The organism is Borreliella americana (assembly GCF_021043605.1).
Taxonomy (GTDB): Bacteria; Spirochaetota; Spirochaetia; order Borreliales; family Borreliaceae; genus Borreliella; species Borreliella americana.
On record NZ_JAJNFB010000003.1, the window covers coordinates 43,925 to 59,537 of the forward strand.

At 28.8% G+C, this 15,613-nt stretch carries 13 protein-coding genes; 9 read left to right on the forward strand and 4 right to left on the reverse strand.

Translation table 11 applies throughout. The features are described from left to right. The first annotated feature begins 56 nt into the window (after positions 1 to 56). The 5 genes from flaA (at position 57) to LRB30_RS01510 (ending at position 6,127) form a co-directional block, all read left to right on the forward strand. Complete coding sequence (flaA, locus tag LRB30_RS01490; RefSeq protein WP_231014549.1) at positions 57 to 1,067, forward strand: flagellar filament outer layer protein FlaA; 1,011 nt, start codon at positions 57 to 59, stop codon at positions 1,065 to 1,067. An 80-nt stretch (positions 1,068 to 1,147) separates the two neighbouring features. Next, complete coding sequence (locus LRB30_RS01495) at positions 1,148 to 3,742, forward strand: chemotaxis protein CheA (RefSeq protein ID WP_231014548.1); 2,595 nt, start codon at positions 1,148 to 1,150, stop codon at positions 3,740 to 3,742. A 7-nt stretch (positions 3,743 to 3,749) separates the two neighbouring features. Beyond that, a complete protein-coding gene (locus tag LRB30_RS01500) occupies positions 3,750 to 5,150 on the forward strand; it encodes a CheR family methyltransferase (protein ID WP_231018695.1) in 1,401 nt (466 codons plus the stop codon). Positions 5,151 to 5,161: 11 nt separating this feature from the next. Next, complete coding sequence (locus LRB30_RS01505; RefSeq protein WP_002557258.1) at positions 5,162 to 5,647, forward strand: chemotaxis protein CheX; 486 nt, start codon at positions 5,162 to 5,164, stop codon at positions 5,645 to 5,647. A 39-nt stretch (positions 5,648 to 5,686) separates the two neighbouring features. Further along, on the forward strand, positions 5,687 to 6,127 hold the full coding sequence (locus LRB30_RS01510; protein WP_002557259.1) for a response regulator: 441 nt from the start codon (positions 5,687 to 5,689) through the stop codon (positions 6,125 to 6,127). 40 nt (positions 6,128 to 6,167) lie between these two features. Here LRB30_RS01510 and LRB30_RS01515 read toward each other — a convergent pair whose 3' ends face one another. The 4 genes from LRB30_RS01515 to LRB30_RS01530 are packed head-to-tail and all read right to left on the reverse strand — an operon-like array spanning position 6,168 to position 9,242. Beyond that, a complete protein-coding gene (locus tag LRB30_RS01515; RefSeq protein WP_231018697.1) occupies positions 6,168 to 6,683 on the reverse strand; it encodes a hypothetical protein in 516 nt (171 codons plus the stop codon). Further along, positions 6,680 to 7,726, reverse strand: a complete 1,047-nt coding sequence (locus tag LRB30_RS01520; RefSeq protein WP_231013840.1) for a hypothetical protein — start codon at positions 7,724 to 7,726, stop codon at positions 6,680 to 6,682. The genes LRB30_RS01515 and LRB30_RS01520 overlap by 4 nt, the downstream gene beginning before the upstream one ends. After that, a complete protein-coding gene (locus tag LRB30_RS01525) occupies positions 7,720 to 8,583 on the reverse strand; it encodes a hypothetical protein (RefSeq protein ID WP_231013838.1) in 864 nt (287 codons plus the stop codon). The genes LRB30_RS01520 and LRB30_RS01525 overlap by 7 nt, the downstream gene beginning before the upstream one ends. Then, positions 8,580 to 9,242 carry an HAD family hydrolase gene (locus tag LRB30_RS01530; protein WP_231013836.1) on the reverse strand — a complete coding sequence of 221 codons (663 nt, stop codon included), beginning with the start codon at positions 9,240 to 9,242 and terminating at the stop codon, positions 8,580 to 8,582. Before LRB30_RS01530 ends, LRB30_RS01525 begins: the two co-directional genes overlap by 4 nt. Positions 9,243 to 9,517: 275 nt before the next feature. On the opposite strand from LRB30_RS01530, the gene LRB30_RS01535 reads away from it, so the two are divergent. The 4 genes from LRB30_RS01535 to LRB30_RS01550 all read left to right on the forward strand — a co-directional run bounded on the left by LRB30_RS01535 (position 9,518) and on the right by LRB30_RS01550 (position 15,597). Then, positions 9,518 to 11,128, forward strand: coding sequence for an ABC transporter ATP-binding protein (locus LRB30_RS01535; RefSeq protein ID WP_231013835.1), 1,611 nt, complete (start codon positions 9,518 to 9,520; stop codon positions 11,126 to 11,128). Beyond that, entirely contained in the window at positions 11,129 to 12,280 is a 1,152-nt protein-coding gene (locus LRB30_RS01540) for an ABC transporter permease (RefSeq protein WP_231013833.1), read from the forward strand. Beyond that, positions 12,252 to 13,178: an ABC transporter permease gene (locus tag LRB30_RS01545; protein WP_231013832.1), complete on the forward strand. Its 927-nt coding sequence runs from the start codon at positions 12,252 to 12,254 to the stop codon at positions 13,176 to 13,178. The genes LRB30_RS01540 and LRB30_RS01545 overlap by 29 nt, the downstream gene beginning before the upstream one ends. A gap of 154 nt (positions 13,179 to 13,332) precedes the next feature. After that, positions 13,333 to 15,597: a methyl-accepting chemotaxis protein gene (locus LRB30_RS01550; RefSeq protein ID WP_231013831.1), complete on the forward strand. Its 2,265-nt coding sequence runs from the start codon at positions 13,333 to 13,335 to the stop codon at positions 15,595 to 15,597. The last annotated feature ends 16 nt before the right edge of the window (positions 15,598 to 15,613 follow it).

Sequence of the window (15,613 nt, forward strand, 5' to 3'; positions counted from 1 at the left end):
ACAATTAAAAAACGAAAATTTTATAAAAGATTTATATATATAAGGAGTTGGTTTACATGAAAAGGAAAGCTAAAAGTATTTTATTTTTTTTATTATCCACTGTTCTTTTTGCTCAAGAGGCTGATGGATTAGCAGAGGGTTCCAAAAGGCCAGAGCCTGGAGAATTAGTTTTAGATTTTGCCGAGCTTGCAAGAGATCCAAGTTCAACTAGACTCGATCTTACAAATTATGTTGATTATGTATATTCGGGCGCTTCTAGTATTGTTAAGCCGGAAGATATGGTTGTGGATCTTGGGATAAATAATTGGAGCGTTTTGCTTACTCCTTCTGCAAGGTTGCAGGCCTACGTTAAAAATTCAGTTGTTGCGCCTGCTGTTGTTAAGGGTGAGTCAAAAAGGTACGCAGGCGATACTATTTTAGGAGTAAGAGTTTTATTTCCAAGTTATTCTCAATCATCTGCTATGATTATGCCACCATTTAAAATTCCTTTTTATTCGGGAGAAAGTGGAAATCAATTTTTAGGCAAAGGTCTTATTGACAACATTAAGACCATGAAAGAAATTAAGGTATCTGTTTATAGTTTGGGATATGAGATAGATCTTGAAGTTTTATTTGAAGATATGAATGGCATGGAATATGCTTATTCTATGGGTACTTTAAAGTTTAAAGGGTGGGCAGATTTAATTTGGTCAAATCCCAACTATATTCCTAATATATCATCTAGAATAATTAAAGACGATGTTCCAAATTATCCTCTTGCTTCAAGTAAAATGAGATTTAAGGCTTTTAGAGTTTCAAAGGCACATAGTTCAAAAGAGCAAAATTTTATCTTTTATGTTAAAGACTTAAGAGTTCTTTATGATAAGTTGAGTGTTTCAATAGATTCTGATATTGACAGTGAGTCTGTATTTAAAGTTTATGAGACCAGTGGAACTGAATCTCTTCGTAAATTAAAGGCACACGAAACTTTTAAAAGAGTTTTAAAGCTTAGAGAAAAAATTTCTATGCCTGAAGGCTCTTTTCAAAACTTTGTAGAAAAGGTTGAGAGTGAAAAACCTAAAGAATAATCTCCGAAAAATTAGGTTTAAATTAATATGTAAAGCTACCTAAAGGTTGGCTTTACATATATAAGATAATAGGAAATAGTATGGAAATATTAGATTTGGAAAATGAAGAGCTTTTAGGAGTTTTTTTTGAAGAGGCTCAAAATCTTGTAGATATCCTTGAAGAGAATATTATGTCATTAGAGGATGATCCTAATAATTCTGATACTATTGATGAAATATTCAGGGCAGCTCATACTTTAAAAGGAAGCTCTGCTTCTCTTGATATGATGGAGCTATCTGATTTTACTCATATTGTTGAAGATGTTTTTGATGCTATTAGAGATGATAGGGTAAATATAAATAATGATCTTGTTGATCTGCTTTTAAGCTCATTAGATGTTATTAAAGAAATGCTTGCGTTTCGTCTTGATGGTAAGGTTTATTTGAATGACATAAGTGATCTTAAAAGCAAATTAAAGCAATTTTTAGTAATTGATGATCAGACTTTTATTAAGAGATTTGACGAAAATTCAACTAAAAACAATTTTTGTCTTTCAGAATCAGATCTTGAGGAGATAAGAGAAGGACTAGGAATTGGACAAAAGGTTTTAAGGATCAGCGTTGTTTTTAATGCAAATAGCGATTTTGAAGTTGAAAATGGTGGACTAAAAATATTTAATATTTTAAAAAAATTAGGATCTGTACTTCATACAATTCCTAAATATGAGCAAATCATAGAGGATAAATTTTTAAAAAGAGTTGATTATTATCTGATATATTCAGATATAGAGAGCGTAAAAAAAAGTTTAGATTCTTCAATTTTAATTGAAAGTTATTTGATTGATGAATTTAACGTAAAAGAAGAATTAAAAAAGTTTGCAGATGAAGAGATTAAAGATATTGGTTCAGATTCCAATTTTGTTTTAAATGATGATTTTGATTTTACAGAGGATGAGATTTCTGATTTATTTCTTGAGGTTGAAAATCAAAAATTATTTAAAGTTAGACTGGATTTTGTAAAAGACAATCCAATGGCTACTATTAGTGGGCTTCAAATGCTTCAAGCATTAAAAAGTCTTGGTAAAATTTTTAAATCTCTCCCAGATTCTAGCGAATTGTTGGCAGATAAGTTTTTTGATTTTGTAATATATTACTTAATATCAAATACCAGTGAAGAGAGTATTGCTAAAAAGATTAATTTACCAGATGTTGTTAGTCATTTTGAAATCAAAAATGTTAATTTAGAATCTTTAAAGAATGTAAAGCTAAAAGAAAACCATGAAGAACCTCTTAAGGAAAATAAAAATATTAAGAAAAATAGTCCAATTAATGTTAATTTAATTAGAATAGATAGTAAAAAAATAGATTACATATTAAATCTTGTTAGTGAGGCCGTAATAAGTAAATCATCTTATAATCAAATAAATTCAGAAATGATTACGTTATTTTATAATTTTAATTATTTTTATGATTATCAAGAAAGTTTTCAGAGAAATTTTTTAATTGATTTAAAGATAGTTTTCAAAGATGCAGGTTTAGCATTAGAAGATGAGATCGAATCACATATTAATTCTTTGATGAGTTTTAAAATGGAAAAGACCCTTAATGATATATCTGAATTGAGAAATTCTTTTTTCAGACTCCTTCAAAATTTTAAAATGACCTCTGGCAGACTGTCAAGAATAATTACAGATTTGCATGAAAGTGTTTTAAAAACTAGAATGTTGCCAATATCTAATATATTTTCAAGGTTTACAAGAGTTGTCAGAGATCTTTCAAAGAAATTAAATAAGATTGTAAATCTTAAAATGGAAGGAGAAGAAACTGAGCTTGATAAGTCTGTTATAGATGACCTTGTAGATCCTTTGATGCATTGTGTTAGAAATTCAATGGATCATGGCCTTGAAACAGCTGAAGAGAGAGTTAAAAAGGGAAAGAGCAAAGCGGGTACTATAATTTTGCGTGCTAAGAATGAGGGTAATGTAATATCAATTGAGATTGAAGATGATGGGATTGGTATAGATCCAAAGGTCATTAGGCGCAAATTAATTGAAAAGGGAACAATAAAAGAAGATGCAATTTACTCTGATTTTGAACTTATTAACTTAATTTTTTCTCCTGGGTTTTCAACAGCAGTTCAAGTTACAGACCTTTCAGGTAGGGGAGTTGGTCTTGATGTTGTGAAAAAAAGCATTGAAAAGCTTAATGGAACTATTTTGGTGGAATCAAAAATTGGCCTTGGAACAATTTTTAAAATTAAATTACCATTGACGTTAGTGATTATACAAGGTCTTTTAGTAAAGTCGGGGCCTGAAACTTATGTGATTCCTTTAAACAATGTTCTTGAAACTCATAGAATAACTGAGCATGATATAAAATTGCTTGAAAATTATCATGAAGTTTATAATTTAAGAGATGAAGTCATTTCTGTTCTCAGGCTTGATAAACTTTTTAACATAACAAGAGATGATTCATTAATAGAAAAATTTTTAATAGTTGTTAATACTAGCAACATAAAGACAGCAATTGTTGTAGACTTTATTCTTGGTGAGGAAGATTTTGTAGTAAAGCCTATTAAGGATAAATTTTCATCAAGTGCGGGTATAGTTGGGGCTACTACGCTTGGCAATGGTAAGGTTGTATTGATAATTGATGTTTTTAAACTTTTTGATTTACAAAAGGATACTAAGGAGTGAATCTCTTGTGCAGATAAAAGAAATTTATTTTGGACCCAAAATTTTAGATGATAAAAATTGTAATTCTAAATTGACCAATTTTGATTTTAAAGTTGTTTCTTTTGAGCTTGGTTCGGATCATTATTTAGTAGATATTATGCAGGTTAAAGAAATTAGAAAATCTAGTAATTTTACTTATGTTCCAAATGCTAAAAAGTATGTAGCTGGGCTTGATAATTTACGGGGCGAAATAATTCCCATTATAGATCTTAGAATAATGTTTAATTTAGAATTTAATAAAAAAGATCTTGAAGATATTATGGTTTTAAAAAACGAAGATCTTCTTATAGGGGTAATTGTTGATAAAATTAATAATGTTTTTTCAATAGATTCTAGCCTTATTCAAGATCCGCACCCAGTTTTATCTCAGGATTCTTTAATAAACTATATAAAGGGTATTGTAGATTATAACGAAAAGCTTTATATACTTCTTAATGTTTTTAAAATTTTTAATTATGGCGAAGAAGAAAAGTTGTTAAAACCCGGTCAAAATTTTGTTGAAAAAAGCGACTTTTTAAGCGATTGTGATAATTTAGATATGCTGGAAAATTATAAGAGTGATTTTCCCAATAAGGTTTCTTCAAAAAATGATGACAACAATGAAAATTCAACTCTAAGTAATACTGCGACTTTTAATTTGGAAAATATTAAAAAAAATCTTTTGAAATATTCGTTTAATGCTTCTTTAGTAAATGATGTGTTTTTGGAAAAAGTTGGAGTAAAATTTAGTATGGTTGATGCTGATTACTTGCCTTACGATAGTTTTTTAAATGAATTTTATTCAAAATCATCAGGAAATTTGTGGGGAGCTGATTGTTTGGAAGAATTTAAAAATGAAATTGTTAAGAATCGCTTAAGTTTTATTAATAACTTAAATTCTATTTTCAATGTATTGGAAATTGGTTGTGGTAGCGGGAAGGAGACTATGGCTTTAGCCAATGCTTTGTCTGAATATTATGTAAAACCTTTTAAGTTAACAGCCATTGATAATGATTTATCAAAAGTTGTTGAAACTTCTAAGTTGATGTTTTCAGAACCAGAAATTAGCATTAGCGAAATTTACCGTAGGAACTCTTTTGAACAAAGTCCCGGAGTTTATAAATTTAAGTCAGAAATTCTAAGCAATGTTTTGTTTGAATATTCCGATGCTCTTTTTTCAGATTTGCCTGATAATTTGGGAATGATTTTTTTAAAAGATGTTTTATGTTTCTTGAATAGTAAAGATCAAATTTTAATTTTAAATATCATTGCTTCTAAAGCTATTAAAGGGGCTCTTTTGGTTTTGGGAGATAACGAAGAGCTTAAAAATAATGATGTTTTTATAAAAGAAAAATCCACAAAATATTTTAACTTGTACAGGAAAGTCTAAAGGAGAAATTAATGAGAATAGATTATATAGAGCCATTTTTGGATGCTGCTTCTTCGGTTTTAAGAGATATGTTGCTTGTTGAGAATATAGAAATGGGTAAACCCGGTCTTAAGTCAATAAATCAAAAGATAAAAGGTGTTTCTGTAATAGTAGGACTTGCTGGGTCTGTTGAGGGTAGTATAATTATTGATATGGATATAGAAACAGCTCTTTTTGTTGCTTCTAAATTAAATTTTGAAGAGTATGATGATTTTGATGATGAAGAAACAAAAGAGATGGTTGCTGCAACTTTAACTGAGGTTGGCAATATTATTGCTGGAAATTTTGTTACTACTTTGCATGCCAAAGGTTTCGTATTTGATATAACCCCCCCAGCTTTTATTTATGGAGAAAATATGAAAATAAGTAATAAAGGTTCTGAGGCTTTAATTGTTCCTTTTTCTTTGCCTGATGGTAAAATTATAGAAGTTAATATTGCAATAAGAGAGAGGGTTTGATATGAAAAAAATTCTTTTTATTAGAAAAGAGAGGTTAATATGATCCAAAAGACTACAATTGCTGCAGATTCTTCATCTAAGCCTAGGGGAATCAATTATGATACAGGCATTCCTTTTAATGTTTTAATTGTTGATGACTCTGTTTTTACTGTAAAGCAGCTTACTCAAATTTTTACATCAGAAGGCTTTAATATTATTGATACGGCAGCTGATGGAGAGGAGGCTGTGATAAAATACAAGAATCATTATCCTAATATTGATATTGTCACTCTTGATATTACCATGCCTAAAATGGACGGAATAACTTGTCTTTCTAATATTATGGAATTTGATAAAAATGCTAGAGTGATAATGATATCTGCTTTAGGAAAAGAACAATTAGTTAAGGATTGCTTAATAAAAGGAGCAAAAACATTTATTGTTAAACCATTGGATAGGGCAAAGGTTCTGCAAAGAGTAATGTCTGTATTTGTTAAATAAATTATTTATAAAAAAAGTTCATACTTTAATTTTATTATTTTCATTCCCTTGGGAAAAAAATCATTTCATTACTTATTTTATCTAAATTCTTTAAAAAATAAGTAATGTTAAGGTTGAATATTTTTAGAGGTTCTGCATTATTCTCTATGTAAAGCTCTAATTTATAAAATCCTTTTTTTGTGTATATTAGTGAATAGCTTTTAAAAATCCCATTTATATTTTTAATTTTAAATATTTTATATTTTAAAAATTTTTTATCAATAAGTTCGCTTTGAATTAGATATTTATTTGCTTCTTTGTAGTTTGAATTTAATAGGCTGTAATTAGTTTTATTGAGCATTATGCTTTTTACAAAATGTTCTGTTAGTTTGTAAATATTTTTTTCTATTTCGCTTGTTGGGAAATTGGTATAGTATTCTTTTTCTAAAATTAAATTGTAAGACGAATATTTTTTTATTTCTTCATATGCTCTTTTGTCAATTGAGATGTCCAAAAGTCTGGCGTTAAGTTGAAAATTCAACAATGTAAGCAGTACTATAATTATTTGAATTTTCATTTTATTTCCTGGTTTTTATTAATTATTTTTTTTACTTTTTCAATTTCTAAAGGTATTTTGCTTTTTCGCTTTGCGCTTAATTTTTCTTTTAGTAAAAGATTGTTAAATGATTTTACAAGTTCATATACTTTTTCTTCGCTTAAAGTAAAAGGAATTTGAATTTTTCGATATTCTAATGGGTCTTGTAAAATTTTTGTCATTAAAATAATGGGATTTAAAAAACTTGCTTTAAAAAATTTATAAAAATTCATTAAAAAAATAGTAAATGATGCAAACAATGTAAATAGAAAAATTCCAAGAATAGAATCGCTTTTTCTTTGCAAATATTTATCTATATAAAATTTTGTTTTCTCTATTTCTATTACTCTGTATTCACTAGGGCTGTAGTAAACAAATATTTCGTCTGATTTTGAGTATATTATGTCATCTTTTTCCTTGATTATTAAGATGAAGGGATATTTTTCTTTAATGTAAGCTTTTTCATTTATTATTGATATATTTTTAATAATATTAAATTCTTGTTTTTCTGGTATTGAATTTACAATTTTTGAGCTTGATATTATTATAAAAAATGTAAATGGTAATAATAAACTCATTGAAAATGTTCTAGCAAATGCTATTAGTATTAGGTTTTTTTCTTTTGAATTATAATATATTTCTATTATTAGATCGTTAAATCTAAGGAGTCTTAAAAATCTTAACTTGAAAAGTGATAGCATTATTGGGTTTAATATTGTTTCATGAGCGACAATTATGTTTTTAAGCTGATATGAGCTATAAAATGCTAAAGGGATAAGGCAGTGAATTATATCGAAGAATAGATTGTTTCTGACATAGATTTCTAATCTTTGAGAAAGGTAAGCCTTGGTTATTTTGTATAAAAAAATGAAAATAAAAATTGTGTCAAATAGGAAACCAAGAAATATTAGTGCAAATCGTATTTTGTATGGTAAAAAAAGAATTATTGAGAGCTCTTCGATTAAAAGTTCAAATATTGAAAAAATTATTATTGCTTTTAAGAAAATTGAAAATTTTTTTACCATTTATTTCCCTTGGCTATTTCTGATAATTCTTTTATGATTCTTGAATCGTATTCTTTAGAGCCCGATTGTTTTATTGAAAACCAACTTTCATCATATCCAATAAAACCTTTAATCGGATTATTTTTATATTTTGGAGTTCTTGCTCTGGCTGAAAAAATGGCAATTAATGTTGAAATTGGGGACATTGTTTGTAAAGTCTCATATTTGAAAAAGCTTTCAATTATAAGCTTGGCTGTTTTTTCGTCTAGAAAATCAGTATCATTGCTTATTGCTTTTGAAGTTGATTCAATGTTTTTAGTAGTAAGCTCTATTCCTTTTTCAAAGCAGTATTTAATTACCAATACTTTTAAGAGCAGTAGTATCTTTATATAATTTTTTATGATGTCTGATGAATAAAGTGCTTTATTTTCCTTTTGTATTAAATATATTGTATAAGAATTTTTTCCTTCAAATAGCTTGTTTATATAAAAGGTAATGTATCCATTGCTTATAGCATTAAAATTATAAAAGAATTCTTTTCTTAAAGACGAGTTGACTTTGACAAAGTTAAATATTAAATTTAAGTCGTTTTTTGTCAATTCTTTGCTAAAAAGAGGCTTTACAATGTTAAAATCAATAGCTTCAATACCAGATAAAATAAATGGTGTGATCATTATATCTGTTTTATCTTTGACGTATTGAATTAGGTCTTTTATTTCTGATTCAAAATCATTTTTAATGAATGTAGCAATAGTTTTTTTGTTTTCTTTTAAATAGTTAAGCATTTCAATTTCTTTTTCTATGGCAGATAAACTTTTTATGCTTTCATGATTGAATAGATAATGATATAAATAAGGAAAATATGCTTTTGTATTCATTTTATTAGGTCCAATAGTTCAAGTGGGTTGTGTATTATATGTTTTGCTCCACTTTCTTTTAATTCTTGAACACTTCTAAATCCCCAAGAAACCCCTATTGGCATAAATCCAGCGTTTAGTGCGGTTAGCATATCCACATCGCTGTCCCCAATATATGCAATTTCTTCTTTTTGGACATTTAATTCTAATATCATATCAAGGGCATTTTCAGGATCTGGCTTTGGTGGAAATTTTTTTGAATAACCCCTGATTTCAAAAAAAGATATATTTCCAAAAATATTTTTTACCAAATTTATTAATTCTTCATGATTCTTATTGCTTAAAATTCCAATTGGAATGTTAAGTTTATTCATAGTTTCTAAAAGGGGTTTTATATTTTTATATGGTTTTGTTTGGAATGAAAGGTTTTTATTGTATTCTTTAACAAATTCTTTGTAAAGTTTTTCTTGTAAATTAGGATTATTATGTTCAAGAGATAATAGCTTTAGAGTGTCTATTACAAACTTGTTAAATCCTTTGCCAACAAGGGCATTGAATTTGCTTAGTTCTATTTTACTGTATCCTAAGTTTGAAAGAGCAGAATTCATTGAGAATGCAATATCCATTATGCTATTTACTAGTGTTCCATCCATATCAAAAATGCAGGCTTTGATTTTCATAATACTCTCTTTTGTAATAATTTATTTATTCTTTCATTTTAACATTAATTTGCTCTCTTTATTAAGGTTTTTATATTTTAAGCATTTTTTATTTATTAGCAATTAATTTTTATAAATAATTAATTTTTATAGATAATTAATTATTATAGATAATTTATTTTGTTTATTAAAATTTAAAATGCTATTGAAAATATAAATTTTAAGCTTTACAATATTTCATTAGAATAAAATATTGTAAAGCACTTGTGTTTGAGATTTATTAGAGTTAAAGCTTGATGAAAGAAGATGTACTAGTATTAGAAAATATTACAAAAAGGTATGGTGATTTTATTGCCAATGATAATATTTCTATTGAATTTAAGTCGGGCGAGGTTCATGCTATTCTTGGAGAAAATGGTGCCGGAAAGACTACCCTAATGAAAACTATTTATGGGATTCATCAAATAAATAGTGGCCGAATTATTTTAAAAGGGCAAGAAATAAGCTTTAAAGATTCAAGCGAAGCTATTCGAAATGGTATTGGAATGGTTTTCCAGCATTTTATGTTAATTCCGCAATTTACTGCTGTTCAAAACATTATTTTAGGATATGAAAATTCCAAATTTGGTTTTCTTGATTACAAACAAGCTAGAAAAAAGATAAGTTCTCTCTCGGAAAGGTATGGTTTAAAGGTAAATTTAGAAAAAAAGGTTGAGGACTTAAGTGTTGGTATGGGACAAAAAATAGAGATATTGAAAGTTCTTTATCGAAATGCAGATATTATTATTTTCGATGAACCTACAGCAGTGCTTGCTCCAAGTGAAGTTGATGATTTTATGAATATTTTAAAGGTGCTCACGCAAGAGGGGCATACTGTAATACTTATTACTCATAAAATAAAAGAAATTAGATCTATTGCAAAGAAATGTACAATTATGCGTCTTGGTAAGGTTGTAAAAACTGTTAATATTGCTGAGATTGATGACAAAGATCTTACAACATTAATGGTAGGAAAAGAAGTTGCACTTCGCTCATCTAAAATTAAATTTGAAAATCATTTTAATGTCCTTGAAATAAAAAATTTAAGTGTTAAAGATGAGAGAGGAGTTTTGAAAGTTAAAGACGTTAATCTTGATCTGAGAAATGGAGAAATTCTTGGGATATCAGGCATTGAGGGAAGTGGTCAGGAGGATTTAGTTGATGCAATTTTGGGTTTGAAAAGCATATTTAAGGGCGATATTTTGAAAAAAAATTCTTCGGGGAGTTTAGAATCTTTAAAGGGTTTAACTATTAAACAAAGAATAGATAAAAAAATTGGAAATATTCCTTCGGACAGGCAAAAACACGGCCTTATTTTAGAATTTAATGTTATGCAAAATATTGGACTTAAGAGTTTTGATGATCCTGATTATTTGAGATTAAAAAAAATTAATTCAAAGAATAATTTTGATTTAAAATTCAATTTTTTCAATTTTATTAAAAGACAATTTGATAAGGTTAAAAGACAATTTGTGGGGTTTGATCTTAATATTTTAAGGAAATTGAGCAATCAACTTGTAAGTTATTTTGATATTAGACCAAGAGATATTTTAAACAAGGTAAAGTATTTATCTGGGGGCAATCAGCAAAAAGTTATTGTTGCTCGTGAGATTAGTTTAGAGCCAGATATTCTTTTGGCTATTCAGCCCACAAGAGGCCTTGATGTTGGAGCTGTTGAGAATATTTACAAAAGAATAATAGAGCAAAGAGATGCAGGCAGATCTGTTTTATTGGTTTCTCTTGAGCTTGATGAGCTTGTTAATGTTTGTGATAGGATAGCTGTAATGCATGACGGAAAGATAGTAGGTATCTTAGAGGACAATTTTGATATTGATGTTATTGGTAAAATGATGATAGGTTTAAACTAAATGAAAATTAGTAAAAACGTATTTAGTAAATTTATGTTGAAGTTTTTAAATTCTTCAGCAGTTGTTAGTGTATTTGCTCTATTTGTTGGATTTTTAATTGTTGGCCTAGTGGTGATGGCACTTGGTCATTCTCCTTTTAGAATGTATTTTATAATATTAGAGATTATATTTTCTTCTCCCAAACATTTAGGCTATGTTTTAAGTTATTCAGCTCCTTTAATTTTTACAGGCCTTTCTATTGCTATTTCTTTAAAAGCGGGTCTTTTTAATATTGGGGTTGAGGGGCAGTTTATACTAGGATCCATTGTTGCTTTAATGGCATCAGTTTTGCTTGATTTGTCTCCAATTTTACATGTAATTGCTATTTTTATTATTACTTTTTTAGGGTCAGGTAGTTTGGGAATTTTAATTGGATATTTAAAAGCTAAATTCAATATTAGCGAAGTAATTTCAGGAATAATGTTCAATTGGATATTATTTTATTTGAATAATATAATTTTAGATTTTAGTTTTATTAAAAAAGATAATAGTGATTTTTCAAAACCCATTAAAGAAAGTGCATATATTGATTTTTTAGGTTCTTGGAAGCTCTCCCCAGAAGGGCTTGCTTATAGGTCTTCTCATCCGTTTGTTAATGAGCTTTTAAAGGCGCCTCTTCATTTTGGGATAATTTTAGGTATAATTTTTGCTATTTTAATATGGGTTTTGCTTAATAAAACTATTATTGGATTTAAAATAAATGCCACAGGAAGCAATATTGAAGCTTCAAGATGTATGGGGATTAATGTAAAAACCGTACTAATTTTTTCAATGTTTCTCTCAGCGGCTATTGCAGGCCTTGCTGGTGCTATTCAGCTCATGGGTGTTAATAGAGCTATATTTAAGCTATCTTATATGGAGGGAATTGGTTTTAATGGGATAGCCGCTTCTCTTATGGGAAACAATTCACCAATTGGCATAATATTTTCAAGCATTCTTTTTTCTATGTTGCTTTATGGAAGCAGTAGGGTTCAAAGTTTAATGGGCCTTCCATCTTCAATTGTATCTTTGATGATGGGAATAATTGTTCTTATAATTTCTGCTAGCTATTTTTTAAATAAAATTGTTTTAAAAGGTGTTAAGCGTGTCAAATATAATAATATTCTTGATTAGTGAAACTCTAATAAATTCTCAAACCTTGATTTTAGCTGGTCTTGGGGGTCTTATAAGCGAAAAATGTGGAATTATTAATATTGGGCTTGAAGGAATAATGACAATAGGAGCATTTTCTGGAGCTGCAGTTGCATATTTTACAAATGATCCGTTGTTTTCAATTTTTGCTGGAGGACTAGCGGGGCTTGTGCTTGCTATTTTGCACGCTGTTTTTACAATTTTTTTAAAATCAGATCAAATTATAACTGGAATGGCGCTTAATTTTTTAGGACCTGCTATTGCTGTTTTTATAAGTACTTTGATTTTTTCTTCTATTTCAACTCCACCTATAGAAATAAAGTTGCCGATACTTTTTGATGGAATTTTAAGCAAAAAATCTTTTATTTTTCAAATTTTTGGTAAAAGATATTCCGTATACATAGCAATCATAAGTGTGGTTTTATTTCATATTGTTTTCAAATACACTAAAATTGGGCTTCGAATTAATGCTAGCGGGGAAAATCCAGAGGTATTAGAATCTGTGGGAGTTAGTATAAATAAAATTAGATTTTTTTGTGTTCTTTTGAGTGGTTTTTTAGCGGGGGTTTCAGGTGCTGTTCTTACAACAGTGGTTGCATCAAGCTATGTGCAAGGGGTTACAGGGGGACAGGGTTTTATTGCTATTGTAATGTTAATTTTTGGAAAATGGACGCCTTTGGGAGTTTTAATGGGCAGTTTTTTGTTTTCATTTATGAAAACTTTGTCAATTGTTTTGGCTCAATTGCCCTTTTTGTCTTTAATAATGCCTCCCAAAATGTTAGTTATTACTCCATATTTAATTATTATTTTAAGTCTTATCTTTTTTTCAAAAAGAAATTATGCGCCTAAGTTTTTAGGAGTGCCCTATAAAAAGCATTAGCAGTTAATAATATTTTATAATTTGTTTTTCATATTATAAAAATTCTTTTAATTTTTTAAGAGTTTTTGATTTTTTGCTGTAAGTTTTTTTTTGATACCCTTTAGTTTTGAGTTTGTTTGATTAAATAAGTAGATGATTTGTGAGGTAGTTTATTATGTTGTTGAAGCTTAAATACGGTTTTGTTGGATTTTTATTATTGTTTTTAATTTTTATACTATTGCTTTTTTCTATGATTTTTAACTTTGTTTTATGTGGTTATTTGGAAGATTATTATAAGCAGCTTACAAGGGCACAAGTAAGAAGGGCAGCTTTTTCTACGCAATCTTTTTTAGATACTTTGTATGTCATAATTAATGGTGCGGCTTCTAATTTGGCACTCGAAACCATATCAGAATTTGCAATTTCTGAGAATAGAGGAAAAGATTTCTCTGAGTCTGAATTGATAGATTTAAGAAAAAATTCAAAATTTGTTATTGATTCTGTAAAGGTGAGTAAAAAATATCGACAACATTTATATAATTTTATGTCCAATCTTAAAAATGATACCTTTTTTGAAGAATTCGCTTTTTTTGATTTTGAGGGAAGAATAATTGTTAGCACAAGGCATGAGAATAATATGGATTTTGGCCATTCTGAGGCCAATACTAATTATTTTAAAAAAGCTGTTGAGGATTATAGACAAAGCCAATTAAAATTTATAGGCTGGTATTCAAATCTTTCTGAAGGAATAGCCGCAGAAGTTGCTATCAGGTCTAGACAAAGCGAAAAAAAGGCTTTTGCAATCATTGTGCCTGTATACTCTCCAGAAGATAAGCTTGTTTGTGGGTATTTAGCTGGATATCTACTTAATGATGTTTTAGCAGATAGTTTTGATAGATTTAGATTCGGTTTTTATAAAAGAGGTAATTTTATTTATGTGGATCCTAATAATATAGCAGTTAATCCTTTTGAAGAATATAATGAAACCAGCAGGGTTAGTTCTAAATTTTTAAATGTTCTTAAAGATGTTTTTTCTAAGCCGCCTCTTTTATCAAATATTCCCACCGAAGTGTCGGTTTATACCATTGATAGAATATTTATGTCCGAAATGGGAGAAGAGTGTTACTATGCGCTGTTGCCCATAGGTAGTAAGTTGGGAGAGAAGAGCGGAGTACTTATTGCTCGACTTCCCTATAAAGATATTTATGGAGTAATATCTAGTTTAAGACTTCATTATATCTTATATTCTGTCTTAGGCATTATTGTGTTAAGCTTTGTTCTTTTAACAAGAATAGATAAGATTATTAGTTTTCGTTTAAATACAATTAGAGTTTTAGTTCAAGATATGGTTAAAGGGAATTTAAATAAAGATTATGCTTTTGATGACGATAATGTTTTTGATGAGCTTGGAATGTTGAGTCTTCAGGTTGTGAAAATGAAAAAAGCTATTTCTGTAGCGATTGCAAGTGTTTTGAGAAATATTAGTTATGTAAATAAGGCGAGTTTAGAAGTTGCCAGCTCAAGTCAAAATTTAAGCTCTAGTGCGCTACAGCAGGCATCTGCTCTTGAAGAAATGTCAGCTAATGTTGAGCAAATAGCTTCAGGTGTTAATATGAGCGCTAATAATTCTTATGAAACAGAACAAATAGCTTTAAAAACGAATGAAAATTCTCAGATAGGTGGTAAGGCTGTAGAAGAATCTGTTATTGCTATGCAAGATATTGTAGAGAAAGTTAGTGTTATTGAAGAAATAGCTAGAAAGACCAATTTACTTGCTTTGAATGCAGCTATTGAAGCTGCAAGGGCAGGTGATGAGGGCAAAGGATTTGCTGTTGTGGCTAGTGAGATTAGAAAGTTGGCTGATCTTAGTAAAATTTCAGCTCTTGAGATTGGAGAACTAGTTGAAGATAACTCTAGGGTAGCAACCGAGGCGGGGGTAATATTTAAAGAAATGTTACCCGAAATTGAAGAAACGGCCAATCTTGTTAAGAAGATTTCAGAAGGTAGCTCTAAGCAAAGCGATCAGATTGCTCAATTTAAAATGGCTTTAGACCAGGTTGGAGAAGTTGTTCAGTCTTCAGCTTCAAACAGTGAGCAACTTTCTAGCATGTCCGATAAAATGCTAGAAAAATCTAAAGAGCTCAGAAAATCTGTAATATTTTTCAAAATTAAAGATTCTACGATTGAGAATCTAGAAGAAGACGATTATGACTTTAGGTTAATGGATTGTCCTGAAAATTCTTTTAATAAAGATGAAAATCAAAATTTGAAGAGTAATGAAATTTCTATTTCAAATGGCAGTGGTGGGCATAATAATTATTCTTTAGATATTGAGAACGAGCCTTCTGTAAGAAGTATTAATAAGCGAGTTGATCCTAAAAAAGCTATTGATATTGCTGATAAGGATTTAAATTTTGATGATGATTTTTCAGAGTTTTAGAATTTATTTTTTGTGA

Bases quoted from the DNA above. Each gene is read 5' to 3' on its own strand.
- flaA (WP_231014549.1), top strand. From the start codon at position 57: ATGAAAAGGAAAGCTAAAAGTATTTTATTTTTTTTATTATCCACTGTT.
- LRB30_RS01495 (WP_231014548.1), top strand. From the start codon at position 1,148: ATGGAAATATTAGATTTGGAAAATGAAGAGCTTTTAGGAGTTTTTTTT.
- LRB30_RS01505 (WP_002557258.1), top strand. From the start codon at position 5,162: ATGAGAATAGATTATATAGAGCCATTTTTGGATGCTGCTTCTTCGGTT.
- LRB30_RS01510 (WP_002557259.1), top strand. From the start codon at position 5,687: ATGATCCAAAAGACTACAATTGCTGCAGATTCTTCATCTAAGCCTAGG.
- LRB30_RS01515 (WP_231018697.1), bottom strand. From the start codon at position 6,683: ATGAAAATTCAAATAATTATAGTACTGCTTACATTGTTGAATTTTCAA.
- LRB30_RS01520 (WP_231013840.1), bottom strand. From the start codon at position 7,726: ATGGTAAAAAAATTTTCAATTTTCTTAAAAGCAATAATAATTTTTTCA.
- LRB30_RS01525 (WP_231013838.1), bottom strand. From the start codon at position 8,583: ATGAATACAAAAGCATATTTTCCTTATTTATATCATTATCTATTCAAT.
- LRB30_RS01530 (WP_231013836.1), bottom strand. From the start codon at position 9,242: ATGAAAATCAAAGCCTGCATTTTTGATATGGATGGAACACTAGTAAAT.
- LRB30_RS01535 (WP_231013835.1), top strand. From the start codon at position 9,518: ATGAAAGAAGATGTACTAGTATTAGAAAATATTACAAAAAGGTATGGT.
- LRB30_RS01540 (WP_231013833.1), top strand. From the start codon at position 11,129: ATGAAAATTAGTAAAAACGTATTTAGTAAATTTATGTTGAAGTTTTTA.
- LRB30_RS01550 (WP_231013831.1), top strand. From the start codon at position 13,333: ATGTTGTTGAAGCTTAAATACGGTTTTGTTGGATTTTTATTATTGTTT.